The sequence below is a fragment of the Streptomyces sp. NPDC031365 genome, from assembly GCF_055569765.1.
Map to the genome: position 1 here is coordinate 1 of NZ_JBVIIM010000011.1, position 18766 is coordinate 18766.

Here is an 18766-nt window from a genome sequence, read left to right on the forward strand (position 1 = left end):
TGTTGAGTTCTCAAGGAACGGACGCTTCCTTCGTACTCACCCTCTCGGGCTTTCCTCCGGGCGCTTCCCTTCGGTGTTTCCGACTCTATCAGATCCTTTCGGGCCTGATTCCCAGTCGGCGGGTTATGCCGGTCGGCCCGCGGCTTTCGCCTGTCGGCCTTTCGACATTCACTACGTTAACCGATTCCCCCGCTCGATTCATAATCGAGTACTGCGGTTCTGAATTCAGTCATGCGGACATGACACATTCGACCCCGCTGAGGGTGATCGTAGGTAGTGGGTTGGCCACTTCCGGCTGCAGGCGATCGCCGTACCCGGTTCAAGCGGCTCGGACTACACTACGCACATTCCAAGGTCGAGTCAACTTCGGCGACCCCGCGGCACGGGGCTCAGGCTCCGGCGGGCGGCTTGGCTCGCGGGCTCAGTCGGTACGCCGAGACCGTTGGATCACCGGCGAGGAAGAAGCGGTGCTGCCAGTCGTGGGCTCTGCTCACGCCCACTCGGGGACCGACCCGGATGAGCGCGGCGGGTACGGGCTCACCCTCGGACAGCGTGACCGAGGCGCCTGCCACCACGTCCGTGCCGTTGTGCTCTGCCGTGATGCCGAGCGCCTGGCAGAGGTTTCCCGGACCTCGCGCGAGACGTGGACTGTCGACCTTGTCCCCTCGTCGCTCGCGCGCAAGGTCTTCCCCTTCGATGACCCGGCCGGCCCGTATGAGGACAGCCGATGCGATGCCGTCTGCCCCGGTGACGATGTTGGCGCACCAGTGGAGGCCGTGAGACCGGTAGACGTACAGGTGTCCCGCGGGTCCGAACATGACGGCGTTCCGGGGTGTCCTGCCCCGGTAGGCGTGGGAGGCGGGATCGGCCGTACCGGAGTACGCCTCGGTCTCCGTGATGCTGATGCTCACGGTTCCCTCGGGCGTCTCGTGGGTGAGAACGGCGCCGAGCAGCTTGAGGCCGACTTCTTCAGCGGGGTGAGCGAGATCCATACGATTCATGCTGACCGACGCGACATGGCCTGGGTGATGTAGGCCTCCGCCTCGGTCGGGCGTAGGGCGACCGGACTGTCCGGGGTGCCGCGGACCAGGCTCCGGCCGAGGTGGCCGGGGGCGACCTCGATGGCGGGGCGGTCAAGGAAGTTCCTGGGCAGGGGCGTACGGTCGGGGGTCGCGATCATGCCGTCCGAGGGTACTGGAGACGGCCGGTGCCACGGGGTGGTCACCGGGCGCCGCACTTGCCAGGGTGAGGGTCGACGGAACCGGCCACGGCCGGATCGCGTTGTTAGGGATCAGCGGTCCTTGCACAGAAGCGATAGCAGGGCGACAGAGGGAGAGTCATGGCGTTCAAGAAGCTGCTGGCGAGTCTGGGGGCCGGCGGGGCCTCGGTCGAGACGGTGCTGCACGAGGTCAACGTCGTTCCGGGCGGGGTCGTCCAGGGCGAGGTGCGGATCGAGGGCGGGTCCGTGAACCAGCAGATCGAAGGTCTGTCGGTCGGTCTGCAGGCCAAGGTCGAGGTCGAGAGCGGCGACCAGGAGTACAAGCAGGACATCGAGTTCACGAAGTCGTCGCTGGGTGGTGCCTTCGAGCTCCAGGCGGGTGCGGTGCACGCCGTGCAGTTCGGGCTGGAGATTCCGTGGGAGACGCCGATCACGATGATCGACGGGCAGCCGCTGCGCGGGATGAACATCGGTGTGACCACCGAGCTGGCGATCGCCCGGGCCGTGGACTCGGGCGACCTGGACCCGGTCAACGTGCACCCGCTGCCCGCGCAGAAGGCGATCCTGGACGCGTTCATCCAGCTGGGCTTCCGCTTCAAGAACGCCGACATGGAGCGCGGCCACATCCGTGGCACCCGGCAGAAGCTGCCGTTCTACCAGGAGATCGAGTTCTTCCCGCCGCAGCAGTACCGAGGTCTGCACCAGGTCGAGCTGAGCTTCGTGGCCGACGAGCAGGCCATGGACGTCGTGCTGGAGATGGACAAGAAGCCGGGTCTGTTCAGCGAGGGCAGCGACACCTTCCGTTCCTTCAAGGTGGGGCTGAACGACTACCAGGGGACCGACTGGACGGCGTACCTCAACCAGTGGCTGTCGGAGGTCGGCAGCAAGCGCAACTGGTTCTAGGCTCGGTTCCGACTGGACGAAGACGATCAGGAGGTACCGAGGTGCCCGAGCTCAAGCGGCGGCCGCTCCCCCACGACTTCCATCCGCCCGTGCCGTCGTTCACGGTGACGAGCGACGAGGTGAAGGAAGGGGCGGCGCTCAAGGACGCTCAGGTTCACACGGCCGGCAACACCTCACCGCACCTGCGGTGGGAGGGCTTCCCGTCGGAGACCAAGAGCTTCGCCGTGACCTGCTACGACCCGGATGCCCCGACGGGCAGCGGGTTCTGGCACTGGGTGGTGTTCGACATCCCGGCTTCGGTGACCGAGCTGCCGACCGGTGCGGGCAGCGGCTCCTTCGAAGGGCTGCCGGAGGGCGCCGTACAGGTGCGCAACGACTACGGCAGCAAGGATTTCGGTGGGGCCGCGCCGCCGCCCGGGGACGGGCCGCACCGGTATGTGTTCACGGTGTACGCCGTGGACCAGGAGAAGCTGGGTCCGGACGCGGACGTCTCTCCCGCCGTCGTGGGCTTCAACCTGCGGTTCCACACGATCGCCCGCGCCCATCTGATCGGTGAGTACGAGGTGCCCGCGGGCTCCTGAGCGGCCCCGAGCATTCATCGAGCGTTTGCCCGCCCCTGGTCTTGGAATTGATCAGGGGCGGGCATTTTTCTGCCGAGGGGGTCGCGGGGGTCACCTCCCGCAGGAGCAGTGGATATTGCGTTGTCCATCTCGGCGTGCCCGGCCAGAGTTGATCCCAGTCCGCCGAGGGGTGGGCCGGTGCACACGGGAGGTGGGCTGGTATGCGGGACACGCTGGTGCTGAACGCGAGCTTCGAGCCGTTGTCGACGGTGACGCTGAACCGCGCCGTCGTTCTGGTGCTTCAGGACAAGGCCGTCGTCGAGCAGGCCCACCCCGAACTGCGGATGCGTGGAGCCGCGGTCGACATACCGGCGCCCCGGGTGATCAGGCTCTGCCACTACGTGAGGGTGCCGTTCCGAAGACAAGCGCCGTGGTCGAGGCGGGGTGTTCTGGTCCGGGACCGGCACCGGTGCGCGTACTGCGGGCGGCGGGCTACGACCGTGGACCACGTGGTACCCAGGTCACACGGCGGACAGGACACATGGCTGAACACGGTGGCGTCCTGTGCGGAGGACAACCACCGGAAGGCGAACCGGACGCCTGAGCAGGCGGGTATGCCGTTGCTGCGTAAGCCGTTCGAGCCGACGCCCGCCGATGCGATGCTGTTGGCGCTGGGCTCCGCGGAGTTCGAGGCGCTTCCCGAGTGGTTGGCGTTGGACGCGGCGTAAGGGCTTCGCCGTAGGGGCGTGGGGATCACCCGGCTGCGGGTGCGCTGTGGTTGGCCGCGCAGTTCCCCGCGCCCCTGAGTGGTTTCAGTCGATGGAGGGCTTCTCGCGGCGTTCCTGGGCCGGAACGCTGGGAGCTGAGGTGCCGTTGCCGCCCAGCCCGCCGAAGTTGCCCATCGCGCCGGAGAGACCCTTGAGGGCGTCGCCGATCTCACTGGGGACGATCCAGAGCTTGTTGGCGTCTCCTTCGGCGATCTTCGGGAGCATCTGGAGGTATTGGTAGGAGAGCAGCTTCTGGTCCGGGTCGCCGGCGTGGATGGCCTCGAAGACCGTACGGACGGCCTGGGCCTCGCCCTCCGCGCGCAGGGCCGCTGCCTTGGCCTCACCTTCGGCACGCAGGATCTGGGACTGCTTCTCGCCCTCGGCGCGCAGGATCTCGGACTGCCGGACGCCTTCGGCCTGGAGGATGGCGGCGCGCTTGTCCCGGTCGGCGCGCATCTGCTTCTCCATCGAGTCCTGGATGGAGGTGGGCGGTTCGATGGCCTTGAGCTCGACGCGGTTGACACGGATGCCCCACTTGCCGGTGGCCTCGTCGAGGACGCCGCGCAGGGCCGCGTTGATCTCCTCACGGGAGGTGAGGGTCCGTTCGAGGTCCATGCCGCCGATGATGTTGCGCAGGGTGGTGACGGTGAGCTGCTCGATGGCCTGGATGTAGCTGGCGACCTCGTAGGTGGCGGCCCGTGCGTCGGTCACCTGGTAGTAGATGACGGTGTCGATGTTGACGACCAGGTTGTCCTGGGTGATCACCGGCTGGGGCGGGAAGGGGACGACCTGTTCGCGCAGGTCGATGCGGTTACGGATGGTGTCGATGAACGGCACGACGATGTTGAGGCCCGCGTTGAGTGTCCGCGTGTAGCGGCCGAAGCGCTCGACAATGGCCGCGCTCGCCTGTGGGATGACTTGGATCGTCTTGATCAGGGCGATGAAGACCAACACCACCAGGATGATCAGGACGATGATGATCGGTTCCATCGTCGGTTCCCCGAACCCTTCTTAGCCTCGGCGCCTACGGCAGATCTTGTGCCTGTGGCAGATCTCGCGGTTGAAGATCTTGCTGGTCGAGTCTGTCAGACCATCGGTGCAACTGGGGGATTGTTCACCCCAGTTGTCTCGTGCGGGGTCACATGACGATGGCGGTGGCTCCCTCGATGTCCACAACGTCCACTTCCTGACCCGCTTCGAAGACACTGCCCGTGTCGAGGGCGCGTGCCGACCAGACCTCGCCGGCGAGCTTGATCCGGCCACCGGATCCGTCGACGCGCTCCAGCACGACGGCCTGTTTCCCCTTCAGGGCGTCCACGCCGCTGGCGAGTTCGGGCCGCTGGGCACGATGTCTGTTGGCGATGGGGCGTACGACGGCGATGAGCGCGGTCGAGACGATGGCGAAGACCGCGACTTGGGCGACGGCTCCGCCGCCGAAGATACCGGAGACCACTGCCGCGGCGACGGCGCCCACCGCGAGCATGCCGAGTTCCGGCATCGCGGTGATCACCAGCCCGATGCCGAGTGCCGCCGCGCCGATCAGCCACCACAGCCATGCGTCGATGTCCACCTGGCCATCGTAGGACCGCACACCCGGTCGCCGACAGGGCGCCGATCAGTTTGAACGCGGCTTGGTGCTTCGGGGTTTGATCCTTTGTGGGGTTCAGGCCATCGGGAGGCCCTGGGCGGTCCATCGGTCGCCGACCTGTTCGACGACGAGCGGGAGGCCGAAGCAGAGGGAGAGGTTGCGGGAGGTGAGTTCGAGCTCCAGCGGGCCGGCTGCGAGGACCTTGCCCTGACGGATCATCAGGACGTGGGTGAAGCCCGGGGCGATCTCCTCGACATGGTGGGTGACCATGATCATGGAGGGGGCGATCGGGTCGCGGGCGAGACGGCCGAGGCGGCGTACGAGGTCCTCGCGGCCGCCGAGGTCGAGGCCGGCGGCGGGCTCGTCGAGGAGCAGCAGTTCGGGGTCGGTCATCAGGGCGCGGGCGATGAGGGTGCGCTTGCGCTCGCCCTCGGAGAGGGTGCCGAACTTACGGTCCAGGTATTCGGACATGCCGAGGCGGTCGAGGAAGGCGCGGGCACGCTGCTCGTCGATGGCCTCGTACTCCTCCTGCCAGCCGGCGGTCATGCCGTAGGCGGCGGTGAGCACGGTCTGCAGGACGGTCTGCTTCTTGGGCAGTTTGTCGGCCATGGCGATGCCTGCCATGCCGATGCGGGGACGCAGCTCGAAGACGTCGGTGCCGGGTTTGCCGAGGGTCTCGCCGAGGATGGTGGCGGTGCCCTTGCTGGGGTAGAGGTAGCTGGACGCGAGGTTCAGAAGGGTGGTCTTGCCCGCGCCATTGGGGCCCAGGATGACCCAGCGCTCGCCCTCTTTGACCGACCAGGAGACCTGGTCCACCAGAGCCCGGCCCTCACGGACCACAGATACGTCCTGAAGCTCCAGAACATCGCTCATGAGCGCGTTGTCTCCCCTTGCAGTGTGGCCTGTCTCGGCTGTCGCGTACGCCTTGTGGGTCGGTCCGCCGCCCCCATGGGCGCAGCCCATCATGAAATCTACGCCACTGGTCGACCCGGACATTCCTCCGGTCCGGTTCTTGGGCCTGTCTAGGGTGTACGCATGCTCTCGGAACCTCGCTCTGGACGCCTTGCCGCTTGGGGAAATGCCCTGCTTGCCGGACTCGTTTCGCCGGACGACGCCGTGCTCGCCGTCGTGGCGGAGGACGCGGTGCACCGGGTGCAGGGGCTGCCGGACGAGTCCGCGCCCGTGGGACTCACCCTGGCGCTGGGGCGGCTGCGGGCACTCGGGGTGAGCGGGCTGCGGCTGGCACTGCCGGCGCCGGGTCATCCACTGGGGCTGAGCGGGCCGCCGGAGTTCAACGCGCGGGCGCTGGAGGCGGAGGAGGCGGTGGTCTGCTCCGGGGTCGCGCTGGGGCTGGTGCCGGAGGTGTACGAGGCCGGACCCGACGGTGATGTGCACGTCGAGGTCGTCTGGCACTGTCTGCCGGTGTGGGAGGCGCCGCCGGCCGATGTGCCCTCGCTCGGAGAGGCGGAACGGGAGCTGGCGGAGGCGTTGCGGGAGGCGACCGAGGTCCTGACGCGACTGGACGTGGCCGGGTCGGGGCCGGTGGCGGAGGCGGCGATCGATGCGTACCGGGTGCGGGCGTCGGCCTCGCGGGGGCGGGAGGTCTTGGCGCCGGGGTATCCGCCTCGGGCGGTGCGGGTGCTGGAGCTCGCGCAGCGGGTGGGGGCGCTGGTCTCGCTGGCGGGGGGTGTGGGGCACGGGGGTGCGGTGAGTGCGTCGGAGATGTCGGCGCGGGCGGGGGCGTTGCGGCCGGTGGAGCGGACGGCTCGGCGGGCGGTGGTCGCCGCGTACAACTCCGTTGTGGAGGAGCGGGGGGTGGGGTGAGGTTTTTGGGCTCGGGGGCCGGTGCGGGTGAAAGTGCGGGTGCGGGTGCGGGTGCGGGTGCGCGTCGGGGGGTGGCCTGTGCGACCCGGACTTGCGGGGTGGACCGGCGTTTGGGTCGGCCGGGGGTGAGTCGCGCTGCCCGGCGCCTGCGGGGTGCCGCCGCGCCCACCCGTGCCGCCCCAGCGGCACGACTGCCCGCGGGGAACGGGGGGAGCGGGGAGCGGAGGGAGCGGGGAGCGGAGGGAGCGGGGAGCGGAGGGAGCGGGGAGCGGAGGGAGCGGGGAGCGGAGGGAGCGGGGAGCGGAGGGAGCGGGGAACGGAGGGAGCGGGGAACGGAGGGAGCGGGGAACGGAGGGAGCGGGGAACGGCACCGCGGGAAGTCGGGAGCGGGAGCCGGGAGCGGTACTGCGCGGGAAGCCGGGTAGCGGTAGCGCGAAGGGCGGGGGGTAGCGGTACCGCGGGAGCCGGGGAGCGGTAGCGCGGGGAACGCGGTCCTGCGGGGAGCCGGGGGTAGGGGTGGCTGGGGGTGTTCGGGGTGGTGCCGAGCCCCGGGCGCCTGGGTGGGGGCCGGGCGGCCGGGGCTCTTGCTGGGCGGCGTCAGTGGTTGACGGCGGTGTTGCCGAAGGCCGGGTTCAGCAGACCGATGACGTTGACACTGTTGCCGGACACGTTGACCGGGACGTCGACCGGGACCTGGATGACGTTGCCCGAGACGACGCCCGGGGAGCCCATGGCCGAGCCGTCGGCGTGGCTGCCGTCGGTGGCGGAGGCCATTCCGGTGCCGGCGGCGAGCAGGCCACCGGCCACCATCGTCACGGCCGCTGCCTTCTTCAGGTTCTTCACTTTCCGAGCCCTCCTCGCGATGACTGCGGCAGGCGCCGCAGCATGCGCTGGAGAACGCCCGGCGCCGACAATGGATACGGCCATCCGGGGGCATTCCCACTACGGTATGAATCTCGGACCGGAGGGGAACCCTCCGCCCGGCCGGAGGCGTCCGGGGTCAGCCGCTGACGCCGTGGCGTACGGCCCACAGGGCGGCCTGGGTGCGGTCCGCCAGGTCGAGCTTCATCAGAATGTTCGACACGTGGGTCTTCACGGTCTTCTCCGAGAGCACCAGGGCGCGGGCGATCTCCCGGTTGGCCCGGCCGTCCGCTATCAGACTCAGCACCTCCCGCTCCCGTTCGGTGAGGGAGCCGGCGCGCCCCGGGGCGGCTCCGCTCTCCTCCTGGGACAGCAGCGCGCCGGCCACCTCCGCCTGGAGGAGAACGTGCCCGGCGTGCACGGAGCGGATGGCTCCGGCGAGCGCGTCGGGGTCGATGTCCTTGTACACGTAGCCGGCGGCGCCGGCGCGCAGGGCGGGGACCACCGTGCGCTGTTCGGTGAAGCTGGTGACGATCAGCACGCGCGCGGGATGCTCCATTTCACGGAGCCTGCGCAGCGCGTCGACGCCGTCCATGCCCGGCATCTTGACGTCCATGAGGATGACGTCGGGCCCCAGTTCGCCCGCCAGGGCGACTCCCCCGGCCCCGTCGGCGGCCTCACCGACGACCTCGATGTCGTCCTGCACCTCGAGGAAGGTGCGCAGACCCCGGCGTACCACTTGGTGATCGTCGACCAGGAGCACCTTGATTGCGTCAGCCACCGGGGACCTCCATCTCGATCGTGGTGCCCTTGCCGGGCGCCGATTCCACGGTGAGCCTGCCGCCGGCCCCGCTCGCCCGGTCCCGCATGGAGACCAGGCCCAGATGGCGGCCCGCGCGGCGGACGATACGCGGGTCGAACCCGCTGCCGTCGTCACTGACCCGCAGGACCGCCCCGCCGCCCCGGCGGTCCAGGGTGACGTCGACGCGGTCGCCCCCGGAATGCCGCAGGGCGTTGTGCAGGGCCTCCTGGGCGACGCGCAGCACCGCCTCCTCCTGGGCTGCGGGCAGGGCACGTACGCCGTGGCCGGTGAAGGTCACCCGCGCGGTGTGGGCGCGGTCGAGGACCCGTACCTGCGTGCGGAGCGTGGCGACCAGGCCGTCCTCGTCGAGGCCCGCGGGGCGCAGTTCGACGACCGCCGCGCGCAGTTCCTCGACGGCCTCGGCGGCGAGGGTGGCCACCTGCTGGAGTTCGCCCTTGGCACGGGACGGGTCGCGGTCGACGAGGCGGGTGGCGGCCTGGGCGGTGAGCCGCAGGGAGAAGAGTTTCTGGCTGACGGCGTCGTGCAGTTCGTGGGCGAGGCGGGAGCGTTCCTCGGCGATGGTCAGCTCGCGGCTGCGTTCGTAGAGCCGGGCGTTGGTGAGGGCGATCGCGGCGTGCTGGGCGAGGATGCCGAGCAGTTCCTCGTCGTCCCCGGTGAAGCCGCAGGTGCCCTCCGGCTTGGCGCGACGCTTGTTGGCCAGGAACAGGGCTCCGATGACCTCGTCGCCGTCACGAATGGGCAGGCCCAGGAAGTCGGCCAGGTCGGGGTGGGCGCTGGGCCAGCCCTCGAAGCGCGGGTCGCGGCGCACGTCGGCGAGGCGCTGCGGGGTCGCCTCGTTCAGCATCGCGGCGAGGATGCCGTGCTGGCGCGGCAGAGGGCCGATGGCCTTCCACTGGTCGTCGCTGACGCCGTCGACCACGAACTGGGCGAAGCCGCCGTGATCGTCGGGCACGCCGAGGGCGGCGTACTGCGCGTCGAGCAGTTCACGGGCCGAGGCGACGATCGTCTTGAGGACGTCGCGCACCTCGAGATGCCTGCTCATGGCCAGCAACGCGGCGCTCACCGCGGCGAGGCCGGACCGAGGGCTGTGGCTCATGTCGTCACGGTACCGGCGGGCTGTGACAGCGGGGATCGGGCAGGTGGTGGCCGTCCGCCGGGCGATGGACCTAGGTCCGAGGGCCCGCGCCACGTCCGGGGTGTAGGACCAGGGACCCGGGGACGGCGGCGTAGGGCGAACGGACCCGGGCCCCTGCGTCCCCGGCCCGAGGCGACGGCGGCGGGCCGGTCCCTACGTTGGGCACACGCCGATCACGCGGCGTCGACGACGACGAGGGGACGGTTGCCATGCCGGTCGCGATCATCACGGGGGCCTCGAGAGGGCTCGGGAAGGCGCTCGCCCTGGCGCTGGCGGAGCGTGGCTGGGACCTGGTGCTGGACGCACGGGGGCCGGTTCCGCTGGCGGAGGCGGCGGACCTGGTGTCGGAGTACGGGTCGCGCGTGACCGCGCTGCCGGGGGACGTCACGGATGCCGGACACCGGGCGGAGCTGGTGGCGGCGGCGTGGCGGCTGGGCGGGGTGGATCTGCTGGTGCACAACGCCAGCGCGCTCGGCGCCGAGCCGCTCGTCCGGCTGGAGGAGCTGCCGCTGGAGGGACTGCGGCGGGCCCTGGAGGTGAACCTGGTGGCGGCGCTGGGCATGGTGCAGGAGGCACTGCCGCTGCTGCGGGCCGCGCCTGCCGGCGCGGTGGTCGTGGTCAGCTCGGACGCCGCCGCCGAGGCCTATCCGGCCTGGGGCGGGTACGGGGCGTCCAAGGCGGGTCTGGACCAGCTGGCGGCGGTGCTGGCGGAGGAGGAGCCGGAGCTGCGGGTGTGGGCGGTCGATCCCGGCGACATGGCTACGGACCTGTACGCGGCGGCCGTACCGGACGACGACGGTCCGCGGCCCGAGCCGGCCCGTGTGGTGCCCGCGTTCCTGCGGCTGCTGGACGAGCGGCCGGCCAGCGGTCGCTACGGCGCTCCGACGCTGCTGGAGGAGCGGCGGTGACGCTGGCGGTCCGGGTGCCGGACGAGCTGTCCGCGCGGGTGCCGGTGGAGCAGCGCGGGCCCGGTCTCGACCGGGACTCGGTGCGCCTGCTGGTGTCGCGGGGTACGGAGGTGTCGCATCACGCCTTCGTGGAGTTGCCGCGGCTGCTGCGGGCCGGGGATCTGCTGGTGGTGAACACCTCGCCCACGCTGGCGGCGGCCGTCGGCGGGTGGATCGGGCACGCGCGCGTGGTGGTGCACTTCTCCACGCGCGGTGACGACGACCGCTGGGCGGTGGAGCTGCGGGAGCCCGACGGGCGGGGCACCACGCGTGCGCGCACGGGGGCGCCCGCGGATACGGAGGTGCGGCTGGTCGGTGGTGCGCGGCTGGTGCTGGAAGAGCCGCTGAGCGCGCGGGGTGAGCGGCTGTGGTGGGCGCGCGCGTCGTGTGACGTGCTCGGGCTGCTGCGGGAGCACGGGCGGGCCATCCGGTACGCCCATACGGAGCGGGATCAGCCGTTGTCGGCGTACCAGACGGTGTTCGCGCTGCCGTCACCGGACGGGGCGGGGAGCGCGGAGATGCCGAGTGCGGGGCGCCCGTTCACCGCGCGGATGGTGGCGGAGCTGGTGAGCCGCGGGGTGCAGTTCGCCCCGGTGACGCTGCACACGGGGGTGGCCTCGGCAGAGGCGCACGAGCCGCCGTATCCGGAGCGGTACAGGGTGCCGGAGGCGTCGTCGCGGCTGATCGGCGCCGTAGGAGCGGGGGGCGGCCGGGTGATCGCGGTCGGGACGACGGCCGTACGGGCGGTGGAGTCGGCGGCCGGGGCGGACGGGGTGGTGCGGGCCGGGGCGGGGTGGACCGGCCTGGTGGTGACCCCGGAGCGGGGGGTGCGGGTGGTGGACGGCTTGCTGACCGGGCTGCACGAGCCGGAGGCCTCGCATCTGCTGATGCTGGAGGCGGTCGTGGGGCGGGCGGCGATCGACCGGGGGTACGAGGAGGCGCTGCGCGGGCGCTATCTCTGGCACGAGTTCGGGGATGTACACCTGATCCTTCCGCAGTGACCGGGACCACCTCACACAGTGCATTGCTCCAGCAACTTCGAGTGAGAGCGAGGGGCGGCCGGTGTGAGGCCGGGCATAGGATGCACATCACGTACGAATCAGAGTAGGAGAGGCATAACGCCCATCCGAGCGGGACAGATTGCACCGTCTGCCCCGTTTTGCCATACCGGATCCACTACCCGGCTTCGTACGTCACACCTTTGCCCTGCCTTTTCGCGGCCGCTAAGAATGGCTGCGTCGCTCAGCGCCGTGGGTCCCGGATCCTCGGCGTTCGTGCCGGAAGCACCATGTCCCCACCGGACGTTGAGCGACCTCCGCGCTATTCGAAGAGGTCCGTCCCGCATGTCCAAGAACATCCTGACCCGTGGCCATAGTCGTGCGCTGACCCGTCACCACAGGCTCGCCGTCGCCGGTGTCGCCGCCCTCGGTGCTGCCGCCATCGGGTTCTCCGCCGTTCCGAGCAACGCGTCGACGAGCACCACGACCGAGGCCGCCGCCCCCGCGGCGAAGGTCGCGTACAGCACCGAGCCGATCCAGGACGTCAAGGCCGGCGTCACCGACCAGCTCGCCGGTTCCAGCGTCAAGGTCGAGCGGATCGCGGCGAGGAAGGAGGCCGAGGCCCGGGCCACCGCCGAGAAGAAGGCCGCCGCTGCCGCCGCGAAGGCCGAGGCCGAGAAGGCCCGCCAGGTCAAGGAGCCCGCAAGCCGCGCCGCCGAGCGCGTCGAGGTGAAGAAGGCCGCTCCCAAGACCTACAGCAACACCCTGGACGGCTGGATCCGTGAGTCGCTTGCCATCATGAAGAAGCGCGGTATTCCCGGCTCCTACGACGGCATCCACCGCAACATCATGCGAGAGTCGTCCGGCAACCCGAAGGCGATCAACCTCTGGGACGTCAACGCCCAGAACGGCATCCCGTCCAAGGGGCTGCTGCAGGTGATCCCGCCGACGTTCGACGCCTACCACGTCCCGGGCACCCCGAAGAACATCTACGACCCAGTGGCCAACATCACCGCCGCCTGCAACTACGCGGCCGACAAGTACGGCACCATGGACAACGTCGACAGCGCGTACTGAGGTCGGCGCGGACCTCTTCTCGCGAACCGAAGACGCCGAAGGGCGGCACCCTCCTGACGGGGTGCCGCCCTTCGGAGCCGTCCGGCGCGGATTACTTGCGCATGACCTCGGGCTCGTGACGGCGCAGGAAGCGGGCCACGAAGAAGCCGCAGATCACGCCGAGGACGATCAGCGCGCCCATGTCCATCACCCAGGCCCCGACCGTGTGCTCCCACAGCGGATCGGTGTCCCCGGCCGTCTCCGGCGGGCTGATCCTGTTGAAGTCCAGCGTGGCGCCCGAGGCGGCGACCGCCCAGCGCGACGGCATCAGGAACGAGAACTGGTTGACGCCGATCGAACCGTGCAACGCGAACAGACAGCCGGTGAAGACGACCTGGATGATCGCGAACATCACCAGCAGCGGCATGGTCTTCTCGGCGGTCTTCACCAGCGAGGAGATGATCAGGCCGAACATCATCGAGGTGAAACCGAGCGCCATGATCGGCACGGAGAGCTCCAGCAGCGTGAAGCCGCCGAAGACCAGGCCCTCCTCCGGGAGCTCCCGGCTGGAGAAGCCGATCACACCGACCAGCAGGCCCTGGAGCACGGTGATCATGCCGAGCACGAACACCTTCGACATCAGGTACGCCGAGCGGGACAGGCCGGTGGCGCGCTCCCGCTCGTAGATGACCCGTTCCTTGATCAGCTCACGTACGGAGTTCGCGGCGCCCGCGAAGCAGGCACCCACGGCGAGGATCAGCAGCACCGTGGTGGCCGTGCCGTTCGGGATGATGCGGCCGGTCTGCGGGTTCGGCGGATTGGGCAGCAGGCCCTTGTCCGCGTCGATGAGCAGGCTGACAGCGCCGAGAACGGCCGGCAGGATCACCATCAGGGCGAGGAAGCCCTTGTCGGAGACGATCACCGAGATGTAGCGCCGCACCAGGGTGACGAACTGCGACATCCAGCTCTGCGGCTTCGGCGGCCGCATGGCCTGCATCTGTGGCACCTGTACGGACTGCGGCGCGACCGCGTCGATGTCCGCGGCGTACATCTGGTAGTGCTGCGAGCCCTTCCAGCGGCCCGCCCAGTCGTAGTCACGGTAGTTCTCGAAGGCGGAGAACACGTCGGCCCAGGTGTCGTAGCCGAAGAAGTTCAGCGCCTCCTCGGGCGGACCGAAGTAGGCGACCGAGCCGCCCGGCGCCATGACCAGCAGCTTGTCGCAGCTCGCCAGCTCGGCCACCGAGTGGGTGACGACGAGGACGGTGCGGCCGTCGTCGGCCAGGCCGCGCAGCAGCTGCATGACATCGCGGTCCATGCCCGGGTCGAGGCCGGAGGTCGGCTCGTCCAGGAAGATCAGCGACGGCTTGGTGAGCAGCTCCAGGGCCACCGAGACACGCTTGCGCTGGCCTCCGGAGAGGGAGGTGACCTTCTTCTCCTTGTGGGGGTCCAGCTTCAGCTCGCGCAGCACCTCGTCGATACGGGCGTCACGCTCGGCGGCCGTGGTGTCGGCCGGGAAGCGGAGCTTGGCCGCGTACTTGAGGGCCTTCTTGACGGTCAGCTCCTTGTGCAGGATGTCGTCCTGCGGAACCAGACCGATGCGCTGGCGCAGCTCGGCGAACTGCTTGTAGAGGTTGCGGTTGTCGTAGAGGACCTCTCCCCGGTCCGCGGGCCGATAGCCGGTGAGTGCCTTGAGCAGGGTCGACTTGCCGGAGCCGGACGGGCCGATGACCGCGATCAGCGACTTCTCGGGGACGCCGAAGGAGACGTCCTTGAGGATCTGCTTGCCGCCGTCGACCGTGACGGTCAGATGACGGGCGGAGAAGGACACCTCACCGGTGTCGACGAACTCCTCGAGCCGGTCACCGACGATCCGGAACGTCGAGTGACCGACGCCCACGACGTCGGTGGGACCGAGCAGCTGTGAGCCGCCCTTGGCGATCGGCAGACCGTTGACGTACGTACCGTTGTGCGAGCCGAGGTCGCGGATCTCCATGCGCCCGTCGGGCGTCGAGTGGAACTCGGCGTGGTTGCGGGAGACCTGGAGGTCGGAGACGACCAGGTCGTTCTCCAGCGCACGGCCGATGCGCATCACACGGCCGAGGGAGAACTGGTGGAACGTGGTGGGGCTGCGGTCGCCGTAGACCGGCGGCGCCCCCGCGCCGCTGCCGGGTCCCTGCTGCGGCGGGATGTGCGGCGCGGACTGCCGCGGTTCCGCCTGCTGCCAGCCCTGCTGGGCGGGCTGCTGCTGTTGCGGCGCCTGCTGGGCCCAGCCGGCGCTTGCGCCCTGGGCGGCGTACGGCTGCTGCGGCCGACCCTGCGGCGTGGCGGCCGGGGCCGCGGCGCCGGTGAGGGTCACGCGCGGCCCGTCGGTCGCGTTGCCCAGGTTCAGCACCGTGTCGGAGCCGAACTCCAGATGGTGGATCCGTTGCCCCTGCACGAACGTGCCGTTGGTGCTGCCGTGGTCCTCGATGACCCAACTGCGCCCGTTGAAGCTGATCGTGGCGTGACGCCAGGAGACCCTGGCGTCGTCCAGTACGACGTCCCCCTGCGGATCACGCCCGAGGGTGTAAGCCCTGGACGGATCGAGCGTCCAGGTCCGTCCGTTTGATTCCAGTACGAGTTCCGGCACTCCATGCCCCACTGAGTTGTCCCCCGAATTTCCCCCATCGCAGGGAGTCTAGGGATGTCGAACATCGTGGGGAACTATTCCAGGCTCGGCCCTCTGACCGAAAGCCGGGCCTTGTCACGAGCGCGCACCAACACATCCACCGTGTGTGTCGGCGGGGTTGAAATCGTCCCGGAGAGTGGTAAACCACGCGAGGGGGGCATGCGCGGCCTTCTGCCGCGCCGCGGATCGGGGGGTCTGCCATGAGTGCTGTCACGAGCGTCGATGTCGCGGGGCCCGGCACACGCGTGCCGTGGGTCGATGCACTGATGTCCGCGATCGCCGCGGTGAGCTGGGCGCTGATCGGGATGGCGGGGACGGCGGCGCTCGGGCTGCGTCTGCTGGACGCGGACGCGGCCGGTTCGCTGGGGCCGATGACCGCCGCCGTGGTGGCGCTGGGGGCGGGCGGTTCGGTCACGCCGTCCGGCGATGTGTCCGCCTTCGGGCTGTCGGGCGCGGAGGCCGGGACGGCCATCGACCTCACGCCGCTGGGCGTGAGCCTGGTGGGCGCGCTGCTGCTGGCGTACTTCTTTCTGCGGTCCCTGCGGGCGGCGGGAGTGGTGGTCTCCCTCGCCGAACTCCTCGCCCGCGCGGGAGCGGTGGTCGCGCTGTTCGTCGCCATGACGGGCGGACTGGCCTGGGCCGGGCACGACGCCATCACCATCGACGGCGGCTCGCTGGGGCTGGACGATCTGCCGGGCGCGGGCGATGGCGGGGTCGAGATTCCGGGGCTGGGGGACGTCGGAGGACTGCTGCCGGACCGGGTCGGCGATCTCGTCGACGCTCGGGCCGCGGTCGGATTCACCGTCGACACGGCACCGACGCTGCTCGGTGGTCTCGGCTGGTCGGCCGGTGTGCTGCTGGTCGCCCTGCTGGCGTCCCGCCGTACACCTGTGCCGCGAGGCTGGGACGCCCTGCACCGGGTGGTACGGCCCGCGGTGTCCGCCGTCGTCATGGTGCTGCTGGTGGCGGTGGCGGCAGGGCTCGCAGCGGCGGGGTACGCGGCGATCGGCGACGACCACCCCAGGAGGATCGCGGGGGCGGCGCTGCTGGGGGCGCCGAACGGGGTGTGGCTCGGGATACCGATCGGTCTGTTCGTGCCCTGGGACGGGCGGGCGAGCGGGGCGCTGCTCGGGGTGCTGCCGCACCCCGTGGGCGACCTTCTGCGGGCCGGCTCGGACCGGCCCGTCACGCTGGGTCGGCTGGCCGAGCTCGACGGAAGGGTGTGGCTGCTGGGGGTGGCCGCCGCCGTGATGATGCTGCTGGCCGGGGTGCTGACAGCAGTGCGGACGCCGGTGCCGACGCCGGTCCCGGCGGGGCGGTCGGGCGTGGCCGGGTTCGCGGGGCGGTGTGCGCTGCGCCTGGGCGTCGCCACGGCACTGACGCTGCCGCTGCTGGCCTGGCTGACGGAGGTGTCCGCGGACGCCTCGCTGTCCGTGCTGGGCTTCGACGCGTTCGAGGCCGGCATCGAGCTGCGCGGGCACCTCGGTACGGCACTGCTGCTGGGGGCGGTATGGGGTGTGGGCGCGGGTGCGACGGGGGCGCTGCTGGCCTGGGCGAGCGGGGCAGCGGGGGCGCGGGCGGCGATCCTGGCACGGGGTGACACGGAGGCCGAGGGGGCCGGGGAGCGGGGGGAGGACGGGCACCCGGAGCGGGGGGACGCGACGCGGCCCGGGCCGTACACGCCGGGGGCTTCCTACCGGCCACCTCATCCGGACACCAATCCGTATCTGCGGGTGCCGCCCGACTCCCTGGAGCCGCCCGTCCCGCCCGCTCGCGGCGACGGCGGGGGCGATGTCTCCGGCGCACCCACCGTGACAGGGCCCGTCGGGCCGACCGGCCGACGCGGACCTCGGCGGGGCTCCGGGACTCGGAACGGGGGAGGCGCGGGGAGTGTCGAGCGGCCATCCCTGTGGCCGGACGAGGGGCCACCACCGCCGCCGCCACCGCCGCCGCCCTCGCCGTGACCGGTCCCTTTTCGCCCCGCCGCCCCTTTCCGTTCCCGTCCCCCGGAGGGCGCTGCACCCGGACCCCGCTCCTCGAACGCCGGAGAGGCTCATTCCGGCGGGGGCGAGTGGGGAAGCTGTCCGGCTGGCGGACCTCGGAGGCGCGGGGCACTGCGTGCCGGATACGGTGGGAGGACCATGAGCGCATCGCAGACCTCCGACGTCCCCACTCTCCTTGTCAAGATCTTCGGCAAGGACAGGCCGGGCATCACGGCCGGCCTCTTCGACACCCTCGCCGCCTACTCGGTCGACGTGGTCGACATCGAGCAGGTCGTCACCCGTGGGCGCATCGTGCTCTGCGCGCTCGTGAGTGAGCCGCCCGCGGGCCTGGAAGGGGATCTGCGGGCGACCGTCCACAGCTGGGCGGAGTCGATGAAGATGCAGGCGGAGATCATCTCCGGCAAGGGCGACAACCGTCCGCGCGGGCTCGGCCGCTCCCTGGTCACGGTGCTGGGCCATCCCCTCACCTCGGAGGCGACGGCGGCGATCGCCTCGCGGATCACCAAGGCCGGCGGCAACATCGACCGTATCTTCCGGCTGGCCAAGTATCCGGTGACGGCGGTGGAGTTCGCGGTGTCCGGCGTGGAGACGGAACCGCTGCGCACCGCGCTGGTCACCGACGCCGCCAGGCTCGGGGTGGACATCGCCGTGGTCGGGGCGGGGCTGTACCGGCGGGCGCAGCGCCTGGTCGTCATGGACGTCGACTCCACGCTGATCCAGGACGAAGTGATCGAGCTCTTCGCCGCGCACGCCGGCTGCGAGGACAAGGTCGCGGAGGTGACGGCGGCCGCGATGGGCGGGGAACTGGACTTCGAGCAGTCACTGCACGCACGCGTGGCGCTGCTGGAAGGGCTGGACGCCTCCGTGGTGGACAAGGTGCGCAGCGAGGTGCGGCTGACGCCGGGCGCCCGCACCCTGATCCGTACGCTCAAGCGCCTCGGCTATCAAGTGGGCGTGGTCTCCGGTGGTTTCACCCAGGTCACGGATGACCTGAAGGAGCGGCTGGGGCTGGACTTCGCCCAGGCCAACACCCTGGAGATCGTCGACGGGAAGCTGACCGGCCGGGTGACCGGCGAGATCGTGGACCGGCCGGGCAAGGCCCGGTTGCTGCGCCGGTTCGCTGCCGAGGCGGGGGTGCCGCTGTCGCAGACGGTGGCAATCGGTGACGGTGCGAACGACCTGGACATGTTGAACGCGGCGGGGCTGGGTGTCGCCTTCAACGCCAAGCCGGTGGTACGCGAGGCCGCTCACACGGCGGTGAGCTTCCCCTTCCTGGACACGGTCCTCTATCTGCTGGGTGTCACGCGGGAAGAGGTCGAGGCCGCGGACACGCTCGACCTGGGCTGAGCCGCCCGCCCGGACTCGGTCGCGGCTCTGGGCCCGGGCACGGCCGTGAGCATGGGGACGGCCGTGA

The 18766-nt window shown here is 70.6% G+C and carries 18 protein-coding genes; 9 read left to right on the forward strand and 9 right to left on the reverse strand.

Annotated elements, in window-relative coordinates; genetic code table 11:
• Positions 1 to 389: 389 nt before the first annotated feature.
• Positions 390 to 1001: a DNA-3-methyladenine glycosylase gene (locus tag ACZ5C2_RS17925; protein WP_468791575.1), complete on the reverse strand. Its 612-nt coding sequence runs from the start codon at positions 999 to 1001 to the stop codon at positions 390 to 392.
• On the reverse strand, positions 998 to 1180 hold the full coding sequence (locus ACZ5C2_RS17930; RefSeq protein ID WP_468791578.1) for a hypothetical protein: 183 nt from the start codon (positions 1178 to 1180) through the stop codon (positions 998 to 1000). Before ACZ5C2_RS17930 ends, ACZ5C2_RS17925 begins: the two co-directional genes overlap by 4 nt.
• A gap of 159 nt (positions 1181 to 1339) precedes the next feature.
• Between ACZ5C2_RS17930 and ACZ5C2_RS17935 the strand changes: the two genes are divergently transcribed.
• The 3 genes from ACZ5C2_RS17935 to ACZ5C2_RS17945 all read left to right on the forward strand — a co-directional run bounded on the left by ACZ5C2_RS17935 (position 1340) and on the right by ACZ5C2_RS17945 (position 3410).
• Complete coding sequence (locus ACZ5C2_RS17935; protein ID WP_468791581.1) at positions 1340 to 2122, forward strand: sporulation protein; 783 nt, start codon at positions 1340 to 1342, stop codon at positions 2120 to 2122.
• Positions 2123 to 2163: 41 nt separating this feature from the next.
• Positions 2164 to 2703: a YbhB/YbcL family Raf kinase inhibitor-like protein gene (locus ACZ5C2_RS17940; protein ID WP_468791584.1), complete on the forward strand. Its 540-nt coding sequence runs from the start codon at positions 2164 to 2166 to the stop codon at positions 2701 to 2703.
• Positions 2704 to 2903: 200 nt separating this feature from the next.
• A complete protein-coding gene (locus ACZ5C2_RS17945; protein ID WP_468791587.1) occupies positions 2904 to 3410 on the forward strand; it encodes an HNH endonuclease in 507 nt (168 codons plus the stop codon).
• Between the two features lie 84 nt (positions 3411 to 3494).
• Here ACZ5C2_RS17945 and ACZ5C2_RS17950 read toward each other — a convergent pair whose 3' ends face one another.
• The 3 genes from ACZ5C2_RS17950 to ACZ5C2_RS17960 all read right to left on the reverse strand — a co-directional run bounded on the left by ACZ5C2_RS17950 (position 3495) and on the right by ACZ5C2_RS17960 (position 5910).
• Positions 3495 to 4439, reverse strand: coding sequence for an SPFH domain-containing protein (locus ACZ5C2_RS17950; RefSeq protein WP_468791590.1), 945 nt, complete (start codon positions 4437 to 4439; stop codon positions 3495 to 3497).
• A 148-nt stretch (positions 4440 to 4587) separates the two neighbouring features.
• Entirely contained in the window at positions 4588 to 5019 is a 432-nt protein-coding gene (locus ACZ5C2_RS17955) for an NfeD family protein (protein WP_468791593.1), read from the reverse strand.
• Between the two features lie 93 nt (positions 5020 to 5112).
• On the reverse strand, positions 5113 to 5910 hold the full coding sequence (locus ACZ5C2_RS17960; RefSeq protein WP_468791596.1) for an ABC transporter ATP-binding protein: 798 nt from the start codon (positions 5908 to 5910) through the stop codon (positions 5113 to 5115).
• Positions 5911 to 6072: 162 nt separating this feature from the next.
• Here ACZ5C2_RS17960 and ACZ5C2_RS17965 point away from each other — a divergent pair, with 162 nt between their 5' ends.
• Complete coding sequence (locus tag ACZ5C2_RS17965; RefSeq protein WP_468791599.1) at positions 6073 to 6861, forward strand: hypothetical protein; 789 nt, start codon at positions 6073 to 6075, stop codon at positions 6859 to 6861.
• Positions 6862 to 7458: 597 nt separating this feature from the next.
• On the opposite strand, the gene ACZ5C2_RS17970 is transcribed toward ACZ5C2_RS17965, so the two are convergent.
• The 3 genes from ACZ5C2_RS17970 to ACZ5C2_RS17980 all read right to left on the reverse strand — a co-directional run bounded on the left by ACZ5C2_RS17970 (position 7459) and on the right by ACZ5C2_RS17980 (position 9641).
• A complete protein-coding gene (locus tag ACZ5C2_RS17970) occupies positions 7459 to 7704 on the reverse strand; it encodes a chaplin (RefSeq protein WP_468791602.1) in 246 nt (81 codons plus the stop codon).
• 157 nt (positions 7705 to 7861) lie between these two features.
• Positions 7862 to 8503 carry a response regulator gene (locus tag ACZ5C2_RS17975; protein WP_468791605.1) on the reverse strand — a complete coding sequence of 214 codons (642 nt, stop codon included), beginning with the start codon at positions 8501 to 8503 and terminating at the stop codon, positions 7862 to 7864.
• Positions 8496 to 9641: a GAF domain-containing sensor histidine kinase gene (locus tag ACZ5C2_RS17980; RefSeq protein ID WP_468791608.1), complete on the reverse strand. Its 1146-nt coding sequence runs from the start codon at positions 9639 to 9641 to the stop codon at positions 8496 to 8498. The genes ACZ5C2_RS17975 and ACZ5C2_RS17980 overlap by 8 nt, the downstream gene beginning before the upstream one ends.
• Positions 9642 to 9889: 248 nt before the next feature.
• On the opposite strand from ACZ5C2_RS17980, the gene ACZ5C2_RS17985 reads away from it, so the two are divergent.
• The 3 genes from ACZ5C2_RS17985 (at position 9890) to ACZ5C2_RS17995 (ending at position 12702) form a co-directional block, all read left to right on the forward strand.
• Positions 9890 to 10588, forward strand: a complete 699-nt coding sequence (locus ACZ5C2_RS17985) for an SDR family NAD(P)-dependent oxidoreductase (RefSeq protein WP_468791612.1) — start codon at positions 9890 to 9892, stop codon at positions 10586 to 10588.
• Positions 10585 to 11628 carry an S-adenosylmethionine:tRNA ribosyltransferase-isomerase gene (locus ACZ5C2_RS17990; RefSeq protein WP_468791615.1) on the forward strand — a complete coding sequence of 348 codons (1044 nt, stop codon included), beginning with the start codon at positions 10585 to 10587 and terminating at the stop codon, positions 11626 to 11628. Before ACZ5C2_RS17985 ends, ACZ5C2_RS17990 begins: the two co-directional genes overlap by 4 nt.
• 342 nt (positions 11629 to 11970) lie before the next feature.
• Positions 11971 to 12702: a transglycosylase SLT domain-containing protein gene (locus tag ACZ5C2_RS17995; protein WP_468791618.1), complete on the forward strand. Its 732-nt coding sequence runs from the start codon at positions 11971 to 11973 to the stop codon at positions 12700 to 12702.
• 91 nt (positions 12703 to 12793) lie between these two features.
• Here ACZ5C2_RS17995 and ACZ5C2_RS18000 read toward each other — a convergent pair whose 3' ends face one another.
• On the reverse strand, positions 12794 to 15310 hold the full coding sequence (locus ACZ5C2_RS18000; protein ID WP_468791621.1) for an ABC transporter ATP-binding protein/permease: 2517 nt from the start codon (positions 15308 to 15310) through the stop codon (positions 12794 to 12796).
• Positions 15311 to 15549: 239 nt separating this feature from the next.
• Here ACZ5C2_RS18000 and ACZ5C2_RS18005 point away from each other — a divergent pair, with 239 nt between their 5' ends.
• Both ACZ5C2_RS18005 and serB read left to right on the forward strand, forming a co-directional pair.
• Positions 15550 to 17313 (forward strand): streptophobe family protein, encoded by a 1764-nt coding sequence (locus ACZ5C2_RS18005; protein WP_468791624.1) that lies wholly within the window; start codon positions 15550 to 15552, stop codon positions 17311 to 17313.
• A 177-nt stretch (positions 17314 to 17490) separates the two neighbouring features.
• Positions 17491 to 18699, forward strand: a complete 1209-nt coding sequence (gene serB / locus ACZ5C2_RS18010) for a phosphoserine phosphatase SerB (RefSeq protein WP_468791627.1) — start codon at positions 17491 to 17493, stop codon at positions 18697 to 18699.
• Positions 18700 to 18766 lie beyond the last annotated feature (67 nt).